The organism is Candidatus Pantoea multigeneris (genome assembly GCF_011752615.1).
Lineage (GTDB): Bacteria > Pseudomonadota > Gammaproteobacteria > Enterobacterales > Enterobacteriaceae > Pantoea > Pantoea multigeneris.
On record NZ_VWXF01000001.1, the window covers coordinates 496,836 to 514,772 of the forward strand.

At 57.4% G+C, this 17,937-nt stretch carries 16 protein-coding genes; 4 read left to right on the plus strand and 12 right to left on the minus strand.

The window, feature by feature from the left end; all coding sequences use genetic code 11:
* Positions 1-7: 7 nt before the first annotated feature.
* From F3J40_RS02315 to F3J40_RS02330, 4 genes are all read right to left on the minus strand, one after another.
* Positions 8-1,798, minus strand: coding sequence for a 3'-5' exonuclease (locus tag F3J40_RS02315; protein WP_167012425.1), 1,791 nt, complete (start codon positions 1,796-1,798; stop codon positions 8-10).
* 300 nt (positions 1,799-2,098) lie between these two features.
* Positions 2,099-3,277 carry a T6SS phospholipase effector Tle1-like catalytic domain-containing protein gene (locus tag F3J40_RS02320; protein WP_167012426.1) on the minus strand — a complete coding sequence of 393 codons (1,179 nt, stop codon included), beginning with the start codon at positions 3,275-3,277 and terminating at the stop codon, positions 2,099-2,101.
* A 70-nt stretch (positions 3,278-3,347) separates the two neighbouring features.
* Positions 3,348-3,650 carry a transcriptional regulator ProR gene (proR, locus tag F3J40_RS02325; protein ID WP_167012427.1) on the minus strand — a complete coding sequence of 101 codons (303 nt, stop codon included), beginning with the start codon at positions 3,648-3,650 and terminating at the stop codon, positions 3,348-3,350.
* 4 nt (positions 3,651-3,654) lie between these two features.
* A complete protein-coding gene (locus F3J40_RS02330) occupies positions 3,655-4,008 on the minus strand; it encodes a type II toxin-antitoxin system RelE/ParE family toxin (protein WP_167012428.1) in 354 nt (117 codons plus the stop codon).
* A 227-nt stretch (positions 4,009-4,235) separates the two neighbouring features.
* On the opposite strand from F3J40_RS02330, the gene F3J40_RS02335 reads away from it, so the two are divergent.
* Positions 4,236-5,252 (plus strand): amidohydrolase family protein, encoded by a 1,017-nt coding sequence (locus F3J40_RS02335; protein ID WP_167012429.1) that lies wholly within the window; start codon positions 4,236-4,238, stop codon positions 5,250-5,252.
* A 75-nt stretch (positions 5,253-5,327) separates the two neighbouring features.
* Here F3J40_RS02335 and F3J40_RS02340 read toward each other — a convergent pair whose 3' ends face one another.
* On the minus strand, positions 5,328-6,218 hold the full coding sequence (locus F3J40_RS02340) for a LysR family transcriptional regulator (protein ID WP_167012430.1): 891 nt from the start codon (positions 6,216-6,218) through the stop codon (positions 5,328-5,330).
* A 105-nt stretch (positions 6,219-6,323) separates the two neighbouring features.
* On the opposite strand from F3J40_RS02340, the gene F3J40_RS02345 reads away from it, so the two are divergent.
* Both F3J40_RS02345 and F3J40_RS02350 read left to right on the plus strand, forming a co-directional pair.
* The gene (locus F3J40_RS02345) at positions 6,324-7,376 is read left to right on the plus strand and encodes an Ldh family oxidoreductase (protein ID WP_167012431.1); all 1,053 of its coding nucleotides are present in this window, start codon (positions 6,324-6,326) and stop codon (positions 7,374-7,376) included.
* A 62-nt stretch (positions 7,377-7,438) separates the two neighbouring features.
* Positions 7,439-8,767 carry an MFS transporter gene (locus F3J40_RS02350; protein ID WP_167012432.1) on the plus strand — a complete coding sequence of 443 codons (1,329 nt, stop codon included), beginning with the start codon at positions 7,439-7,441 and terminating at the stop codon, positions 8,765-8,767.
* Here F3J40_RS02350 and F3J40_RS02355 read toward each other — a convergent pair.
* Positions 8,727-9,644, minus strand: a complete 918-nt coding sequence (locus tag F3J40_RS02355; protein WP_167012433.1) for a LysR substrate-binding domain-containing protein — start codon at positions 9,642-9,644, stop codon at positions 8,727-8,729. The two genes, F3J40_RS02350 and F3J40_RS02355, sit on opposite strands and share 41 nt — an antisense overlap.
* A 132-nt stretch (positions 9,645-9,776) precedes the next feature.
* Between F3J40_RS02355 and F3J40_RS02360 the strand changes: the two genes are divergently transcribed.
* Positions 9,777-10,385 (plus strand): glutathione S-transferase, encoded by a 609-nt coding sequence (locus F3J40_RS02360; RefSeq protein ID WP_167012434.1) that lies wholly within the window; start codon positions 9,777-9,779, stop codon positions 10,383-10,385.
* 3 nt (positions 10,386-10,388) lie between these two features.
* On the opposite strand, the gene F3J40_RS02365 is transcribed toward F3J40_RS02360, so the two are convergent.
* From F3J40_RS02365 to F3J40_RS02390, 6 genes are all read right to left on the minus strand, one after another.
* A complete protein-coding gene (locus F3J40_RS02365) occupies positions 10,389-11,411 on the minus strand; it encodes an LLM class flavin-dependent oxidoreductase (RefSeq protein WP_167012435.1) in 1,023 nt (340 codons plus the stop codon).
* An 87-nt stretch (positions 11,412-11,498) separates the two neighbouring features.
* Positions 11,499-12,833, minus strand: coding sequence for an LLM class flavin-dependent oxidoreductase (locus F3J40_RS02370; protein ID WP_167012436.1), 1,335 nt, complete (start codon positions 12,831-12,833; stop codon positions 11,499-11,501).
* Positions 12,830-14,446 (minus strand): dipeptide ABC transporter ATP-binding protein, encoded by a 1,617-nt coding sequence (locus tag F3J40_RS02375; RefSeq protein WP_167012437.1) that lies wholly within the window; start codon positions 14,444-14,446, stop codon positions 12,830-12,832. Before F3J40_RS02375 ends, F3J40_RS02370 begins: the two co-directional genes overlap by 4 nt.
* Positions 14,443-15,276 carry an ABC transporter permease gene (locus tag F3J40_RS02380; RefSeq protein ID WP_167012438.1) on the minus strand — a complete coding sequence of 278 codons (834 nt, stop codon included), beginning with the start codon at positions 15,274-15,276 and terminating at the stop codon, positions 14,443-14,445. Before F3J40_RS02380 ends, F3J40_RS02375 begins: the two co-directional genes overlap by 4 nt.
* Positions 15,273-16,268, minus strand: coding sequence for an ABC transporter permease (locus tag F3J40_RS02385; RefSeq protein ID WP_167012439.1), 996 nt, complete (start codon positions 16,266-16,268; stop codon positions 15,273-15,275). The genes F3J40_RS02380 and F3J40_RS02385 overlap by 4 nt, the downstream gene beginning before the upstream one ends.
* A gap of 14 nt (positions 16,269-16,282) precedes the next feature.
* Positions 16,283-17,899 carry an ABC transporter substrate-binding protein gene (locus tag F3J40_RS02390; protein ID WP_167012440.1) on the minus strand — a complete coding sequence of 539 codons (1,617 nt, stop codon included), beginning with the start codon at positions 17,897-17,899 and terminating at the stop codon, positions 16,283-16,285.
* Positions 17,900-17,937: the final 38 nt, after the last annotated feature.

Sequence of the window (17,937 nt, forward strand, 5' to 3'; positions counted from 1 at the left end):
TCTTACTTCACACCGTAGCGAAACTTTCCAGATGCTGGCTGATGGTATTTTTGCGGTAAGCGCTGACCATCAACTCCTGCGTTGCCCGGGTAAAGGCCACATACAGGGCTGGAATCGCCTGGGTTTCATCCTCTGATTTACTCGGTACAAATGAGGCGTTAAGTACCGCGACAAACGGAAACTCTAACCCTTTGCTGCTCTGATATGTCAGTAAGTGCACCACATCGTCCTGGTGGGCATAGCGTTTCTTCTCCGCCGGTTCAAAGCAGGTCGCGAAAGGTATCCCCTCGGCGCTGAGCTTTTCACACAGCGGTAGCGCCGAGAATTTGGCGGGAAAGAGAATGGCAATGTCGCCCCAGCGGCCATGCTGTGCGCGTTTTTGCTTGATCCACATCAGCACATGTTGCGCCTCTTTTTCTACCGAGTCACAGCTGATGATGACCGGGTCAGCGCCCAGCTCACCACAGGCTTCGGGCAACACCTGGGGGATCTCTTTGTTGTGGTGCTTTTCGAAATATTCGCGGGAGAACGCATAGGCAAAATTCAGGATGCTTTGCGGATTGCGGTAGTTGACGCGCAGAATCGAGGTTCGCCCCTGTGCCTGAATTCCTACGCTGGCGAGAGAAAAGTTCAGCGCCCGCTCGCGACGATAGAGTGACTGCGCATCGTCATACATCAGCAACAGCGAACGCTGTTGATTATCAAACAGGCGTGCAATCAGCGTCAGCCAGCGGCTGTCAAAGTCATGCCCTTCGTCAATCAACACCGCATCATAACCGGCATCAGTAAAGGCACCGCTTTCCTGTGCCGCCTCCAGCGCAATAAAATGGCTGTCATGACTACCACGGCTCAGCATCTTCACACCTGAGCTTTCCACTGCGTGCTTACACCACGCATGGAAATAGAAGACGTGGACTTTTTCTGCCAGCCCGCGTGCGGCCAACTGTTCACGCAGATAATTTGAGAGCGTGATGTTGTAACACAGCACCAACACCGGGCGTTGCAGGGTTTCTGCCAGATAGAGACAGCGATAAATCAGAATCAACGTTTTTCCCGAACCCGCCACGCCATGAATAACCCTGTGCCCTTCACCAATATTACGCGCCAGTACCTCTTGCTGGATATCCATGACTTTTGCCAGCGAATTGGCCTGTTTTTTGGGCTGGATAACAATTTCAGGGAACAGATGCTGGCGGACAATATCGCGGATTTCCGGGGTGATGGTGGGTCGGAATTTCCCCTTGAACAGGCCGCTGAGTTTATTTCTGAACACGGTGGCGGGTGTGGTTTCTGTCATTTCATCCTGACAGATTGTTAGCGCCGTGGGGAATATTGCGTCGTCCAGAGGGTTTGCGGACAATGACTGTAGCTGGCGTCGGGTTATATTGGTAAATACCACGCCGTAAGCCCAGGCCAGATTTAATTTCCCCTGATACGCCCCGGTTTGCTGCAACCGGGGTTCCTGCTCAAGCTTATTTACCGTCGCACAAGCATACTGTTTTACCTGCACCAGAGGATGACTGTGATGCACTTCACCTTTGTCAGTCTCCAGCGTGACGCTTTGTGGGCTGGCATAGCGCAGCGTTGAAGGTCGCCAGTCTTTAACTTCGAGGAAAATAAGCCCAAGCCCAGGATCAATAATAATAAAATCGGGGTGCAGATGGTCACGGCCAACGGGAATATCGTACCAGATCAGGCAATCATCCGGCAGTAGGGATTCAAGTCGTTGGGCTACACGCCGCTCTCCCGGTGTCATCCGGTCTGAGCAGGTAGAAAGAGAGGTAATAAGCTTTGCCATGAAATATCCATTTACCGATGCAGACGTCCTGTAATATTACGGTTCACAGGCATTCTTGTATCGTCAGCGGGTGGGAATGATAGCGCCTTATTATGGACGGAAACCACTGATTGTCTATATTGACCAGGCAAAATTCAGTTATTGGTGGGGTATTTTGTCAATATGCACGGCAAGGGGTTAATCAGCCAATTCCCCTGCGTAATTAAGCCAGCGCCTAAACCACTGGCTATTTATTCAGGAAAATCGAGCCGCAATGACGTTATTAAAATAATACCGCTCGGACTCAGAATACATTTAGCCTCATTCATCGACCCAGACAGGATGCGCGGGTAAATTAACCGGCTGGTAAGCGGGCATCGCCGCCATGCGCTGTTGCACCGAAGTGTGAATCAGCGCCCCGTCAGGAATGAAGCGCGGCTCCCCAAGCGGCAGATACCAGCCCAAAAAGGCGGTTCGCCCACGCCACTCACGGAAGCGTACTGCCTTGGGAAGACACTCCAGTAGCCACCATCCCCCGGTCAGTGAATCATGCAACTCGCCAACGTCGTCTGGCGCGACAAAGATCTCCTCGCTGTGCGGCAGCCGACCGCCGTGGGAAATGGCCTGTAGCGCAACCGCATCATAGGTGAGCCCCGCCTGTTGGGCCTGTTGTAGCATCCAGTTCAGTGGATATTTCGACAGCCCACTTTCGTTTTCGGGATAACCTCCCCCTACATCGGCATGTACGCCAGCGAACCAGATTTGACGAATATCCTGGGAGAGCTCACAGGCTTTGTCGTAGGGATCGGGGCGATAGTTTTGCGGGGAATTCCAGCGATTGAGGCGGAACATGCGACGACGCTCATCGATAGAGATCGCCTGACGGAAAATTTTAACTGCCCGATTGGTGCGCGTGAAGGGGAGCGTTTGCATGCTGGGGAACAGGCGGTCCATGCGGGGCACAATCACTGACGCCACGCTATCCCAGACGCCAATAAACTCAATGCGCGCTTGCCTTCCACCTGCTACACGCCCAAATGACCAGATATTCTCCAGCGCAGTCGCACGCCCTGCTGGGGGGAGATCTCCACTGGCTTTTTTATAGGTGGTCAGGCCATAGCTGGCGAGGTTGTACTGTTCCGGTGCCAGCACGCCGATGGTGTCAATAAGCGCGGCCAGCACCCGCACGGTATAAGCACCGCGACTGAAGCCAGTGAGGTAGATTTTGTCACCCGGCTGCCACTCCAGACACAAGAACTGGTAGGCGGCCAGGATGTCATCATCCATGCCGTACCCGGTCGCCAACCCAAACAGCGTGCGCCACTTCTGCCGCATGCGCTGCCAGGCATTGGAAAGGCTCAGGGTGCCGACGCCCGGTGAATAAAAGACTTTTTGCTGCTCATTTTTCTCGAGGATGCGGAAAAATTTGAGCACGTTCGACATGGTGGTGTTGATCTCATTGCCGGTGCCATCGCAGCAAATCACAATTCGTTTGCTCATTCACGCTCTCCGCTGACTTTTATCTTTAAAAAGTAGCACTTGAAAAGCCAACCCGCGCTGCGCTTAATTTTTAGATGGCGAAAGCAAAGTGTGAACCATCAGGCAGCTCAATATCCAGACGCAGCTTACCGCCCGTGGCTTCAACGTAGCGTTTCAGCGTGGAGAGCTTGAGATCCCGGCCGGGTTTTTCCATCCCTGCAATCGTTGGCTGCCGAATACCTAATGCATTCGCCATCTCTACCTGTGTTTTTTGTACCCGTTCCCGCAGCGTGGCGAGGTGAATATTGAGTAAAATATCCGTCGCCATCGCCTGTGCTTCGGCCACGACCTGCGGCTGTTCGTTAGCCAGCAGTTGTTCCAGCGTACTCCCCATAGCATTACTCCTTTTTGGTCAGACTCTGAAGATGTTGAGAAAACGCCTGGTCAGCCAGCGGGATCATCTCGCGGTAAAAGCGTTTCTCATTTCCTACCTTGTTACCTGCACACAACAGAATGGCCGTACGTTCAGGATCAAAAGCAAAGAATGCACGTAATGGCTCACCTCGGCTCTGGATACGAAGCTCTTTCATATTGTTGTAGCGCGACCCCTTAATCGTGTCTGCGTAAGGTCTGGGTAAGGCAGGACCTTTTTCTCGTAACACGATTAACGCTGCGAGAACGCAAGTGCGATCGGTCTCATGCAAAGCATGAAACCAACGATCAAAGCTGTCAGTGGTTTTAATAGCCCACACAGGATCTCCTTATCAATATAGGTCAAGTGCTATATAGGTGTAAAGCAATAATCCTGAGGGTACGCATTTTGCTGAATCACGGCAGCCTGGAAAAATCGTGGCTGGGAGAGGGTTTCCACGCTCAATTCTGGATTTGCATTCCTATAGGGGTTTTCAGAACCCACCTCGCAAAATTCACGCTCTGGGTTCTATAGTTAAGCGCGGACAACTGACACGGAGTAAAGGTGATGAGCACAAGTAACTATCTTCCGGTGAGAGAAGCGTGGCTGGCGAGCGGGACAGAGGCGGCGCTGGAGCCGGATTTACCCATTATCGATGCCCACCACCATTTTTATGATCGTCCCGGCTGGCAATATCTGCTGGAGGAGTATCTGGCGGATGTGCAATCCGGCCATAACATCACCGCTTCGGTCTTTATGCAGGCATTGACGCGCTATCGTACCGAGGGGCCAGAAGCGCTGCGTCCGGTGGGTGAAGTTGCCTATGTGGCAGACGCCACCGCCCATCAGCAGTTGCTTCGCCCCCGCGTTGCCGAGGGGATTATTGGTTATGCCGATTTACGCCTCGGGGCTGCCGTTCGGGAAGTGCTGGATGCGGAATTGGCTGCCAGCCATGGCCGTTTACGCGGCGTGCGACACCTGGTGGCATGGGATGAAGATCCCAGTCTGGTAAATCCGCTCTCGGCGGCACCTGCGGGCTTGTTACTGGATAAGGACTACCAGGCAGGCGTGGAGCAACTGGCCGATTTCGGCCTCAATTATGAGGCCTGGCTGTTCTTCACGCAGTTGCCGGAGCTCTTCGCGCTGGCCCAGCGTTTCCCGGAGACGCGCATCGTCATCAACCACTGCGGCGGCGTGGTGCGTATTGCTCGCTACGCCAACCACCCTGAAACCGTTTTTGCCCAGTGGGCACATGCCATGCGCCAGCTGGCACAATTACCCAATGTGTATGTGAAACTGGGCGGGCTAGGAATGCGCATTAACGGGTTTAACTTCGAGCAGGGTGAGCGCCCGCCCACCTCCGCCGCGCTGGCTGAGGCCTGGCAGCCGTGGATGATGACCTGCATTGACGCTTTTGGCGTCGAACGCTGTATGTTCGAGAGTAATTTTCCGGTGGATAAAGGCTCCTACCCCTACAGCAACGGCTGGAATGCCTTTAAACGTCTCACCGCAGGCGCAAGTGCAGCGGAACGCGACTGGCTGTTTCGCGGTACCGCAAGCCGGGTTTATCAGCTGGAGATGTAAGAACGTGACAGCAATCATGGAATTTAATTCATGTATGTCACATTTTTCCCCTGAAAACAGACTGGCGTCACATTTTCATGAGACGCTGGTCCCACTGCGCAAAATATTCAACAAACAGAGCACCGGCGGGGTCAGTAACGTCTCCTCACGATAGAGTACGCCGAAGGTGCGCTGCATCACCGCGCCAGCAATCGGCACTTCACGCAGGGGATGACCGGGCCTGCCGGGGCCAAGATTGCGCCGCGAGAGCACACTCAGCAGGTGATTGCGTGATATCAACTGCGGCACCAGCAGGATTGAACTGGTTTCAATTTGCACGTGGGCGGGAGGGAGTCCATGCAGCTCCAACAGGCCATTGAGCCAGCGGCGCGTCGCCACCGGGTTGGGGGCCAGCACCCAGCGCTGCCCTTCCAACTCGGCGATAGTGGCAGGCTGCTGAAAAATCGGATGTTCCGGGCCGGCAACAATCACCACCTCATCATCGATCAACGGGTAGGCGGTAAACAGCGGGTCGTCATCCGTGAGGGGTCCAAGCATTAAATCAATATGCCCTGCGTGCAGCAGATTGCGCAGGTGATCGTTCATGCCCAGCGTCAGCGACAGTGTGACGGCAGGTGCCGTGCGCATAAATTCTGCCGTCACCGCAGGCAACAGCAACTCGGCCATGGTGCTGGACACCCCCAGCCGGACGTGGCCGCGCACCCCACGGGCAAAATCCTGAATTTGTCGTTTAGACTCCTCCACACCGCGCTGGAGCACTTTCGCCCGCTCCAGCAACACCGCCCCCGCAGGCGTCAGAACAATGTTGCGTCCACTGCGGCTAAACAGTTGGGTTCCCAGCTCCTCTTCCAGCCGTTTGATGCATTTTGATAACGCCGACTGTGTCCGGCACAGCTTTTCGGCTGCCCGCCCTAAATGGCCCAACTCTGCCACGGTGGCAAAGTAATTCAGATCACGAAAATCCATCGATCTATTCCTGAAATTCAACAATCACTGAAAATTAGCAGATAGACCCGCGTTGAACAAATTGCACACAATGGGCGCATACCCACTCGTACCCAGGAGAACCGGATGAGCACTTTGCCTGATTGCACCGCCCAACAAACCGTTCACCTCAGCCAGCTCCGCGCGACCGTGACACAAATTTTTTCTGCCTGGCTTCCCCGCGAGGACGCCACTGTGGTTGCTCACTGCCTGGTCGATGCTGAAGCACGCGGTGTGGCTTCACACGGAATTGGTCGGATACCGGTTTATACCCAGCGTTTACGGTCTGGCGTGGTGAATGCGCACCCGCAGTTTCGCCTCAGCGCGGGGGACGGCGCTACCGCTCACCTCGACGGTGATAACGGCATGGGCTATCTCGTCGCACGCAGAGCCATGCAGGAAGCGATAGCACGCGGCCAGCAATACGGGATTAGCCTGGTGTTGGCCTCTAACAGCAATCACTTTGGGATGGCGGCCAGTTGGTTACAGCAGGCGCTCGACGCAGGATTAGGGGCGATGGTGTTTACCAACGCGCCGCCGCTGATGCCGGTGTGGGGCGGGCGCACGCCGTTCCTTGGTACCAGCCCGTTTGCGTTTGCGGCCCCAGGCGGTAAAACGCCGCTGATGCTGGATATGGCCACTTCGGTGGTGGCATTTGGCAAAATTCGCCGTGCCGCCAGACGCGGTGAGGCGATACCGCAAGACTGGGCGCTGGATGCCTCAGGCCAACCCACCACCGATCCACAAGCCGCGCTGGATGGCGTGGTATTGCCCATGGCTGGCCCCAAAGGCTCCGGTCTGGGATTGATGATGGAGCTCCTGGCGGGTGTGATGTCTGGCAGCGGCTACGGCGGCGAGGTGCGTAATCAAAACAGTAACTTCAGCCAGCCGCAGAACGTCGGCCATGCCTTTATCACCTTCCGCCCGGATATTGCCCTGCCGCTGGAGAGTTACGTTTCCCGCGCGGATGAGCTGGTAGCACGGGCCAAAGCGTCCCCCCTGGCAGAGGGCTTCAGTGCCATCCATATGCCTGGGGAATTAGAAAACCAACGCGCCGCCACAGCGGAGAGAGATGGACTGACGATCGGCGAGCAGGATCTCGCGATGCTGGAGCAACAGTTAACGCTGTCACAAGCCTGATATCGCCGTAGCCGCTCACAGAAGCGGCATTGGCGATCCCTACGATCCTGACGAGGTGCCCCATGACGTCTGAAATCCGTAACGATCTGTCACCACCAGCGCTAAGCCCCGAAGAGCGCCGCCTGTGCCGTATCGCCGCATGGCGGCTGATTCCGCTGCTCGGTCTGGCCTACTTCTTTAATTATCTCGACCGCACCAGCGTCGGTTACGCAGCGCTGCAAATGCGCGATCAGCTCGGTCTGACGGCCTTTCAGTTTGGTCTTGGCGCGGGGATTATGTTCTTTGGCTACTGCCTGTGTGAAGTGCCCAGTAATCTGGCGATGTACCGATACGGGGCGCGCGTCTGGCTGGCCCGCATTATGATCAGCTGGGGATTGGTTGCTACGCTGATGGCGGTGGTGGTCGGCCCCTGGAGTTTTTATACCCTGCGGCTGCTGCTGGGGATTGCCGAAGCGGGGTTTTTCCCAGGCGTGATTTTCTATCTCAGCCTGTGGTTTCCGCCCCAGTTTCGCACCCGCGTGCTGGCCTGGTTCACCATTGCCACCCCGGTGTCGTTTTTAGTCGGTGGCCCGCTCTCCACCAGCCTGCTGCAAATGCACGGCCTGGCAGGACTGGCGGGCTGGCAGTGGATGTTTGTGATTGAAGGATTACCGGCGATCGTGCTGGGGCTGTTCACCCTGCGCTGGCTGGCGGATCGCCCGGAAAATGCCCACTGGATGAGTGATGCAGAGAAACACACCTACCGTAAAATGCTGGCAACGGAAGCAGGGCATAACGACAAAAGCCACCACTTCCGCGCGGTACTGCGTGACCCGCGCGTCTGGTTACTGAGCGCCATCACCTTTAGCTATACGTCTGGCACTTACGGCATCGGCATCTGGCTGCCGCAGATGTTGAAATCTCAGGGCATAGAGCTGGGGCTGATCGGCTGGCTGGCCGCGATCCCCTACTTCTTCTCCACGCTGGGGTTGATCTTCTGGGCCAGAGCAGTTGATCGCGGGGGGCGTGCTGGGGTGCATTTGATCGCTGCCCTGCTGTTGGCCGCAGCGGCCTTAATGGTTTCCCTGTTTCTCACCAGCCTGGTGCCAGCCCTGATCGGGATCACGGTTGCGTTGGTGGGGACGATTTCCGCCAAAACCATCTTTTTCACCCTGCCCGGCACCTTCTTACGCGGTCAGGCGGCAGCGGGTGGCATAGCCCTAATCAACTCGATTGGGGCCTTTGGCGGCTTTGCCGGGCCGTTTATGATGGGCATCGCCCGCGAGATGACGGACTCATTCACCGCAGGCATGATGCTGATGGGCGGCGTGATCCTGTTTGCCGCCGGTCTGGCGCTGGTGCTGCTGCTGTTTATGCGTCAGCGCGAGAGCCAGCTTGCCACGGCTCAGTAAGCTGAAGGTAACTGGCGGCCTCCTCCTGCAACCAGCCGATCAGTTCACGCCGCGCATCACTGTCACGATCCGGCGTGGTGACTAACCAGTAGGGCCACGGATAGGCCACGCTAACGGGGCTTAGCTGCACCAACTCTCCGCGCTGGATCGCTGCCTGCACCACCGAACGCCGTTCCAGCGCAATCCCCTGACCTAAACGCACCGCTTCCAGCAGCAAGTTCGAGTCATTGATGCACAGCCCGCTGCGAGCGGGCGGCGCGGCGATCCCGGCTTTATCACACCATGCCTGCCAGGACTCCATGGAAAAGATTAATGCACTGTCGACAATCGCCTGGGGCGTGTGCGGCAGTACGCCGCCATTAAAGTGCGGAGCCGCCACCACCACATACTCATCGCGAAACAGCAGCTGACTTTGTACCCCTTCCCAGTCCCCTTTCCCCATGCGAATCGCTACGTCAATACCCTGCTGGGGCAGGTCGTTCAGGGTTAAACCGGCGATTAATCGCAGCGTGATGTGGGGACAACGGGCGCGAAAGCGCGGCAAACGCGGAATAAGCCAGTGGCTGCCAAATGAGGGCACCAGCGCCAGCGTTACTTCGGCGACACGTGGACGAGCCTGCACCAGCCTTGTCGCTTCTGCAATGCGTTGCAGCGCATCCCGCACATGCAGGGCATACAATCGGCCCTCTTCGTTGATCAACAACCCGCGCCCATGCCGGTTAAACAGCTTAACGCCCACCTGTAACTCCAGCGATTTCAGGTGCTGACTAACAGCAGAATGGCTGACGTGTAGCTCCTGCGCCGCCTGCGTCACGCTGCCTAATCGCGCCACCGCTTCAAAACTACGCAGCGCTGCCACGGGAGGATAATCGGCCATAGAACGCCCTGTTGCATGAATTGTCAGTAAAACTTACATAATCCGTGAGAAATCCGCAATTTTCTTCCCGGAATAGCTCGGTTATGGTGTCTGTGCATCGCAATAACGTCACTTTTACTTACAGGACTGCCTATGAAGCTGTACGGAATGCTGGATTCACTTTTTGTTCGTCGCGTCGCGATTTCACTGCACTATTACGGCGTTGCCTTTGAAAACCTGCCGCTGTCGGTGTTCAGTGATTACGCGGCGTTCCAGCGCGTTAATCCGGTGGTGAAAGCGCCAACGCTGACTCTGGCAGATGGCACTACGTTGATGGAGTCGAATCTGATTCTGAGCTATTTCGAAGCCCAGGCAGATGCAGCGCATCAACTGTTACCCACACAGCCTCAGGCGCTGGCAGAAGATCTACGGATTCTGGGCTCCGCCCTCGCCGCCGGTGAAAAAGCAGTACAGCACATCTACGAACATCGCGTACGCCCGGAAGAGAAGAGTCACCAGCCGTGGATTGCCCGAGTTGAAGAGCAATTACATGCGGCCTGTGCAGCCTGGAATGGTTTGATTGCCGAGCGCGGGTGGGAAACGCGAAAGGTGGATCAGGTGGCGATCACCAGTGCCGTGGTATGGCGGTTTATTCAATACATGTTGCCTGGGGTGGTAGCCAGCACGCAGTATCCCCATCTGCAGCGCCTCACGCTACAGATGGAGCAGTTACCGGTGTTCAGCCAGTACCCTCACGACTAGCGCTTAGCGCCAGCCCAGTTCCGGGGCAACGTACTTCAGAATGGCATCAATGGTGTGGGCCGCGTAGTCCACACCCAGCTGGTTTGGCACCGTCAGCAACAGGGTATCCGCTTCAGCAATCGCCTCGTCTTCCGCCAGCAGTTTGATCAGCTTCTCCGGTTCAGCCGCATAGCTACGACCAAAAATGGCGCGCGTGTTGGCATCCAGATAACCCACGGAATCGCTCTCCTGACCGCTGCGGCCAAAGTACATCCGGTCCATCTGATTCACCAGCGCAAAGATACTGCGGCTAACAGAAACACGCGGCTCACGCGTATGACCTGCGGCTTTCCAGGCTTCACGGTACAGACGGATCTGCTTCGCCTGCTGGATATGGAACGGTTCGCCGGTTTCGTCATCTTTCAGGGTGGAACTTTGCAGGTTCATACCCAGTTTTGCCGCCCACTCCGCCGTGGCATTCGAACCGGAACCCCACCAGATGCGCTCACGCAGCCCCTCAGAGAAAGGCTCAAGGCGCAGCAGGCCCGGTGGATTCGGGAACATCGGTTGCGGGTTAGGCTCAGCAAACCCTTCTCCACGCAGCACTTCCAGTAACTCTTCGGTGTGACGACGGCCCATGTCCGCATCACTTTCCCCCTCACGCGGAGAGAAGCCGAAATGACGCCAGCCATCAATCACCTGCTCCGGTGAACCCCGGCTGATGCCCAGTTGCAGTCGACCGTTGGAGATTAAATCAGCGGCACCCGCATCTTCCGCCATATAGAGCGGGTTTTCATAGCGCATGTCGATAACGCCCGTGCCAATCTCAATGGTTTTGGTACGCGCACCCACCGCGGCCAGCAGTGGGAACGGCGAACTCAACTGGCGAGCGAAATGGTGAACGCGGAAGTAAGCCCCGTCAGCACCTAACTCTTCAGCGGCTACGGCCAGGTCGATAGACTGTAACAGCACATCCTGCGCAGAGCGTGTGGCGGACTGATTGGACGGCGTCCAGTGGCCGAAAGAGAGGAATCCAATTTTTTTCATAATGAGGCACCTTTAAACAGTGATATGCCGCTAGAGTAGCCTGTCTCTGGCTAAGCTGCCTCCCAAATTGAGCTTCTTCCTGCCGCTTTATGCCACCCGCTGTGCTTTCGCCGCGAACTGATTTTCTGGCTCTGGCAACCCGAGGTTTTCACGCAGCGTTGTTGCCTCATATTCACGGCGATAAAGCCCGCGCGCCTGCAACAGTGGGATCACCTGGTCGACAAAATCATCAAAGGCCGTTGGCGTGCCACCGCGCACAATAAAGCCATCGGTCGCGCCAGAGAGGAACCAGTGCGCCAACCCGTCCGCCACCTGCTCAGCGGTGCCAAGGAATGAAGGACGCGGTGTCGCTTCTTCCAGCGCCACCTGGCGCAGTGTCAGATTGCCCGCGCGCGCTTTGTGCTTGATCGCATCGGTGGTGCTGCGGAAGCTGTTTTCGCCGAGGTTGCCAATGTCGGGGAACGGCGCATCGGGGTCATACTGGCTAAAGTCATGATGTTCAAAGTAACGGCCGAGATACTCCAGCGCTTTCTCCAGCGTCACCAACTGTGCCGTGGCCTGATAACGCTGTTCTGCGTCGGCTTCGCTGTCACCAATAATCACGCTGGTGCCCTGGAACACCAGCAGCTCATCCGGGCTGCGGCCTTGGGCAATCAGACGCTGATGCACATCGTCACGGAACGCTTTTGCCTGTTCCGGGGTCTCCTGGCGGGTATAAATGGCATCGGCAGCTTCGGCGGCCAACGCTTTCCCTGCATCTGAGGCTCCCGCCTGAAACACAATCGGTCGGCCCTGCGGCGTACGCCCTACATTCAGCGGCCCCTGTACCTGATAGTAGTGCCCCTGATGGTTCAGCGTGTGCAGTTTGGTCGGGTCAAAGTACTGGCCGCTGGCTTTATCCCGCGTGAAAGCATCGGCTTCCCACGAATCCCACAGCCCTTTGGTCACCTGCAAATATTCACTCGCCACCCGGTAGCGTTCATCATGTTCGGTATGCTTCGCCCGGGAAAAGTTTTTCGCGGTACCTTCCAGCGGCGTCGTGACCACGTTCCACCCAGCGCGCCCGCCACTGAGGTGGTCAAGACTGGCAAACTGCCGCGCCACGGTAAAAGGCTCGCTGTAGGAAGTGGAAAGCGTGCCGACCAGCCCGATATGCCGCGTCACCAATGCCAGCGCAGAGAGCAGCGTAATCGGCTCAAAGCGGTTGAGGAAATGGGGAATCGACTGCGGTGTGATGTATAAACCATCGGCGATAAACAGAAAGTCGAAGCGCCCTTGCTCGGCCTTGCGCGCAAGCTGTTGCACAAATTCGACGTTGATACTGGCATCGGCTACCGCATCCGGGTGACGCCAGGCGGACATATTGCCCGATGGCCCCTGAATAATCGCCCCAAGACGAAGCTGACGTGACTGCTGACTCATAGCTGACTCCCTGCAAAATTAACATGAGAAGCGGCAGGCAGATGTGGCAATGCCTGCAACAATTGGCGGGTCCACGGATGTTGTGGCGAGCGGAACAGCGTCGTCACTTCGCCCTGCTCGACCACTTCCCCATTGCGCATCACCATTACGCGATCCGCCAAATGCTGGATCACGCCGAGATCGTGGGAAATAAACAGCAGCGCAGTGCCGTGCTCGGCCTGCATCTCTGCCAGCAGATCCAGCACCTGGGCCTGCACGGAGACGTCCAGTGCGCTGACCGGCTCATCGGCCACCAACAACGCGGGCTGAGGCGCAAAGGCGCGGGCGATGGCAACGCGTTGTCGCTGACCACCCGAGAGCTGATGGGCATAGCGGGTTAAAAAGCGGTCGCCGAGTTGCACTTCATCCAACAGTTGCCGCACGCGGCGCTGCCGTTCTGCGCCGAAGATGCCGACGCTGTCGAGGCTTTCACCGATGATTTTCTCTACCGTGTAGCGCGGATCAAACGAGCTGAAAGGATCCTGAGCGATCAGCTGTAGCCGCGCACGCTGCGGCCTGCGTGCCGCCTCACTGAGATTATTCCAGCGCTGCCCCTCCAGCAGCAGCGTACCGCTGTCCGGCTCCGTTAAGCCCATCACCACCCGCACCAGCGAGGTTTTCCCCGAACCGGATTCGCCTACTACGCCCAGGGTTTCACCGGGGTGCAGGCGAAAATTGACGTTATTCAGCACCTGACGGCTGCCATAGGCTTTATGCAGACCTTTGGCCTCCAGCAGCGGTTTATCATGTTGGATCTGACGGTGCGGCAGCGGCTCCGGTTCAGCGGTTGCCAGACGTTGCCCACGGGTTTCCGGCGTCGGTACGGCGCGCAGTAGCTGACGTGTCCAGGGATGCTGTGGTCGACGCAATAGCTGCTCGCCCGGCCCCTCTTCAACCACTTCACCATCACGCATCACCAGTACCCGGTCCGCCAGTTCAGACACCACGGCCAAATCATGGCTGATCAGTAACAGAGCCTGTCCGGCAGCTCGTCGCTCTGCCAGCAGTTGCAGGATCTGTCGCTGCACCGTCATATCCAGTGCCGTGGTGGGTTCATCGGCAATCAGCAAGCCAGGAGAGGCAGCCAGTGCCGTGGCGATTAACGTGCGCTGCCGCTGTCCGCCGGAAAGCTGATGTGGATACTGTGACAGACGCTGTGCGCCATCGGCGATCCCGGCGGCTTCAAGCAGCGCCAGGCTGCGTGCCTGCGTCGGTTTCTGCCCACTGCCTTGCTGTGCATCCGCCAGTTGTTGCCCGACGCGCCGCAGTGGGTCCAGAGACACCAGCGCATCCTGCAACACATAGCCAATACGTTTTCCGCGCAGACCCCGCCATTCACCGGGTCTCGCCTGCGCCATCTCTTCACCCGCGATAACAAAGCGGTCAGCGGTGAGTTCAGCTCCCGGCGGCAACAGGCCCAGCAGGCTGCGCGCCGTCAGGGTTTTCCCCGAACCAGACTCCCCCACCAGCGCCACGGACTCCCCTGGTGCTATCTGTAACGAGAGATTTTTCACCACCGTGTGCGGACCAAAGCGAATGGTCAGGTTTTTAATGTCTATCAGGGGGCGGCTCATACTGATCTCCCGCTAAAGTGGGCCTGCCAGTAGCGGCCGACGGTATTCACCGCCACCACCGTCAGGGTAATAAATACGCCCGGCCAGACCGCAATCCACCACGCGTTGCGCAGGTAGTTGCGCCCCTCGGCCAGCATCAGCCCCCACTCGGCGGTGGGCGGTTGCGGTCCCATACCGAGAAAACTTAAGCCCGCCGTGCCAATAATCGCCGTGCCCAGACCCAGCGTGGCTAATGCCGGCACTTGTGCCATGGCGTGGGGCAATACGTGACGGCCAATCAGCGTCACTGGCGGCAGGCCAAAGGTACGCGCCTGTTCCACATAGCCCGAAGTCATCACCTGGTAGGTTTGGGTACGCACGACGCGCGCAAAGCGCGGCACCGAAGCCACGCCGAGGGCAATGATCAGGTTGGTGGTGCCGGGGCCAGTAAATGCAATCAGCATCAGTGCCAGCAGCAGATCGGGGAAGGCGGAGATCACATCTACCGTGCGGCTGATCGCTTCATCGATCACCCCACCCGCCAGGGCCGCCAGCAACCCGAGCAGCGTGCCGAACACCACCGCGACCGTCACCGCAGCGGTACTGATCATCAGCGAGTAGCGGCTGCCGTAGATCACACGGGCTAGCACATCTCGCCCTAACTGATCGGTGCCTAACCAGTGTTGCCAGGAGGATGGCAGCTGTGCGTTGACGGGATCGGCAAGCAACGGATCGGCATGGGTTAACCAGCCAGGCACGATCACCGCCAGCGCGATGATGAGTAAAAATAACAACGCCAGCCATAAACCGGTTGGCGGAACGGCAATGCGGCGCAGGCTTATTGCACTCATGATTTCCCCTCACGCAGACGTAAACGTGGATCAATCAGCAAGCTGAGAATGTCGGTCAGCGTGCTCATCACCACATAAATCAGGGCCGAAACAATGGCCACGGCCAGCACCACCGGCAGATCTTTTGCCAGCACCGCATCCACCGTCAGGCGACCTAAGCCCGGACGCCCAAAGACCTGTTCGGTAATGACCGCACCGCTGAGTAAGCCGCCGGTTAGCCAGCCGGTGAGAGTCACCACAGGCAACGCCGCATGACGCAGAGCATGACGCAGGCGAATGCGCCACTCGGTGACGCCCCAGGCCCGCAGCGTTAAGGCAAACGGTGCATCCAGCGCCAGTTCCATTTCGCGCCGCAACACCTGCGCCAGCACCGCCCCCTGCGACAGTCCCAGCGAGAGCGCAGGCAGCACCAGCGCGGAAAACTGGCGATCCCCGGCGACCGGGAACCAGCGCAGGGTAAAGCTGAAGATAAACAGCAGAACAATCCCCATCCAGAACGAAGGCGTAGAAGCCAGCAGCAGTTCCAGAGTTGCAGCGATGCGTCGCCCCCAGCGACGATGCGCAGTAAACGCCGAGATCAGCACGGCGAACACCACGCTCACCACCAACGCCGCCAGCGTCAACTTCAGGGTGGGCCAGATTTGCGACATCAACAGGTGGCTGACATCAGTATTGAGCATGTAAGAACGTCCCATATCGCCATGCAGTAACCGCCAGATATAGGACAGGTATTGCCACCACAGGGGTTTATCCAGCCCCCACTCCGCGCGAATCGCGGCTTCGATTTCCGGCGTGCGCACCTGCTCGCCAATCAACAGGCTGACGATATCGCCCGGTGCCAGGTAGACAGCGGCAAATGCCACCGATACCGCAGCCCAAAGTACCGCCACGCCCCCTAGCAGGCGCAAACCCACACGACGCGCCAGTTTCAGGCGCGGTGCAGGCCCCGGTCGCGCCGGGGTCGATGGGTTTACAATACTGTCTACACTCATGACTTACTCTCCCGTTAGTGGGCGCTTAACCAGATGTCATACGGGTTTTCTGGCATCTGCTTGAAGCTGCGGAACTGGATGCCATGTACATAGCTGGCCGCGGCTACCTGGTCTTCCGGTTCATACAGGGGGATCGCCACCGCTTGCTGCAACAGCGCATAGTTTTGCAGCTCACCATAGAAGCCACGGCGCTGAGCGGTATCCAGCGTACTGGCGGCCTGATCGAGCCAGTGATTGATTTTGTCGTCATTAATACGGCTATAGTTGATCGGTCCACCGGCCTTCACAGGACGGTAGTGGTTTTCAATATCGATGCCATCTGGCGGGGTGTTGGAGTTAGCAATCGCGCCAAATTTCCCGCTGTTGCGCACATCCGCATAGGTGCCGGAATCCACATAGCGCAGTTTGATATCCACGCCCAGACGCTGGCGGGCCTGCGCCTGAATGGCCTGCAATAACACGTCACGCTGGTCGCGTACCGTGGCCTGAGCCTGAATCACTTCAATACTCAGGCGTTGGCCGTCCCTGGTGCGATAGCCCTGCGCATCACGGGTTTTCCAGCCAGCCTCATCCAGTAACTGATTTCCCAGCTGCGGGTTATTGCCATATTTCCCTTCAATGGTTTTGTCATACAGGGGATCGATAGGCGAAGTGATGCCCCATACGCGGGTACGTTCGCCGCGATACACCGATTGCAGGATCGGCGCAATATCGAGCCCCTGTAGCAGCGCCTGGCGCACTTTGACATCCTGGGTCGGACCGTATTCCACATTCAGGAACAGCGAGTACGGCGTCCCGGTGTTAAGGGCATGTTGATAGCTGAAGTCTTTGTTATCCTTGAATTCACCGGCATCGTTGCCGGAAATCCCTTCAATCACATCCACCTGACCGGAAAGCAGCGCACCGGTACGTACCGAAGACTCTGGCAGGAAGCGGTAAGTCACGCGATCCAGCCAGGCCGGCCCCTGGTGATGTGCCGTTGCCGGTGCCCAGTTGTAGTGTGGATTTTTCACGAAGGTGATCTGCTGGCCCTTTTCGTAGCTTTGCAGAATAAAGGGGCCGGTACCGGCCAGCTCTTTACCCCCAGATTTGAGCTGGGTTGATTGCCAGCTTTTCGGTGACAGCAGCGCCAGCCCCGAAGAGAAGGCCAGGAACGGGCTGTAAACCTGCTTCAGCGTGACCACTACGCTGTAGTCATCCGGGGTGCTGATGGTGTCGATCAGCGCGCCTTTAGCGCACAGCGTTGAACCTGCGCAGTAGGCGGCATCCTGGGTGTGACGGAAGTTTTCCGCTACCGCAGCCGCATTGAATTTTTCACCATCAGAGAACGTGACATCGTGGCGAAGATTGAAGCGGTAGGTTTTCCCGTCTTCACTGACGCTGTAACTCTGGGCTAACCACGGCACATAACCGCCATCCGGCGTGCGGGCTAACAACGATTCCCATGAGTTACGTAGCAGCAGTTCCACTTTATCCTGGCCGTTGAGCTGTGGATTCAGGGTCGCGGGTTCGGTTTCAACTCCCCAGGTGAGATCGCCACCTGATTTAGGTTGTTCGGCGGCGCTGGTGTTAGTAGCAATAGCAGACAGGCTGGCAATTCCCAGCGTCAAAGCGAGCAGGCTCAGTTTCATAAAATCCTTCGTTGTTATGTTGAGTTGTTATAGTTCGG

Excerpts from the sequence above, each read along its gene's own strand:
- F3J40_RS02315 (WP_167012425.1), bottom strand. The coding sequence starts at position 1,798 with ATGGCAAAGCTTATTACCTCTCTTTCTACCTGCTCAGACCGGATGACA.
- F3J40_RS02320 (WP_167012426.1), bottom strand. The coding sequence starts at position 3,277 with ATGAGCAAACGAATTGTGATTTGCTGCGATGGCACCGGCAATGAGATC.
- proR (WP_167012427.1), bottom strand. The coding sequence starts at position 3,650 with ATGGGGAGTACGCTGGAACAACTGCTGGCTAACGAACAGCCGCAGGTC.
- F3J40_RS02335 (WP_167012429.1), top strand. The coding sequence starts at position 4,236 with ATGAGCACAAGTAACTATCTTCCGGTGAGAGAAGCGTGGCTGGCGAGC.
- F3J40_RS02340 (WP_167012430.1), bottom strand. The coding sequence starts at position 6,218 with ATGGATTTTCGTGATCTGAATTACTTTGCCACCGTGGCAGAGTTGGGC.
- F3J40_RS02345 (WP_167012431.1), top strand. The coding sequence starts at position 6,324 with ATGAGCACTTTGCCTGATTGCACCGCCCAACAAACCGTTCACCTCAGC.
- F3J40_RS02350 (WP_167012432.1), top strand. The coding sequence starts at position 7,439 with ATGACGTCTGAAATCCGTAACGATCTGTCACCACCAGCGCTAAGCCCC.
- F3J40_RS02355 (WP_167012433.1), bottom strand. The coding sequence starts at position 9,644 with ATGGCCGATTATCCTCCCGTGGCAGCGCTGCGTAGTTTTGAAGCGGTG.
- F3J40_RS02360 (WP_167012434.1), top strand. The coding sequence starts at position 9,777 with ATGAAGCTGTACGGAATGCTGGATTCACTTTTTGTTCGTCGCGTCGCG.
- F3J40_RS02365 (WP_167012435.1), bottom strand. The coding sequence starts at position 11,411 with ATGAAAAAAATTGGATTCCTCTCTTTCGGCCACTGGACGCCGTCCAAT.
- F3J40_RS02370 (WP_167012436.1), bottom strand. The coding sequence starts at position 12,833 with ATGAGTCAGCAGTCACGTCAGCTTCGTCTTGGGGCGATTATTCAGGGG.
- F3J40_RS02375 (WP_167012437.1), bottom strand. The coding sequence starts at position 14,446 with ATGAGCCGCCCCCTGATAGACATTAAAAACCTGACCATTCGCTTTGGT.
- F3J40_RS02380 (WP_167012438.1), bottom strand. The coding sequence starts at position 15,276 with ATGAGTGCAATAAGCCTGCGCCGCATTGCCGTTCCGCCAACCGGTTTA.
- F3J40_RS02385 (WP_167012439.1), bottom strand. The coding sequence starts at position 16,268 with ATGAGTGTAGACAGTATTGTAAACCCATCGACCCCGGCGCGACCGGGG.
- F3J40_RS02390 (WP_167012440.1), bottom strand. The coding sequence starts at position 17,899 with ATGAAACTGAGCCTGCTCGCTTTGACGCTGGGAATTGCCAGCCTGTCT.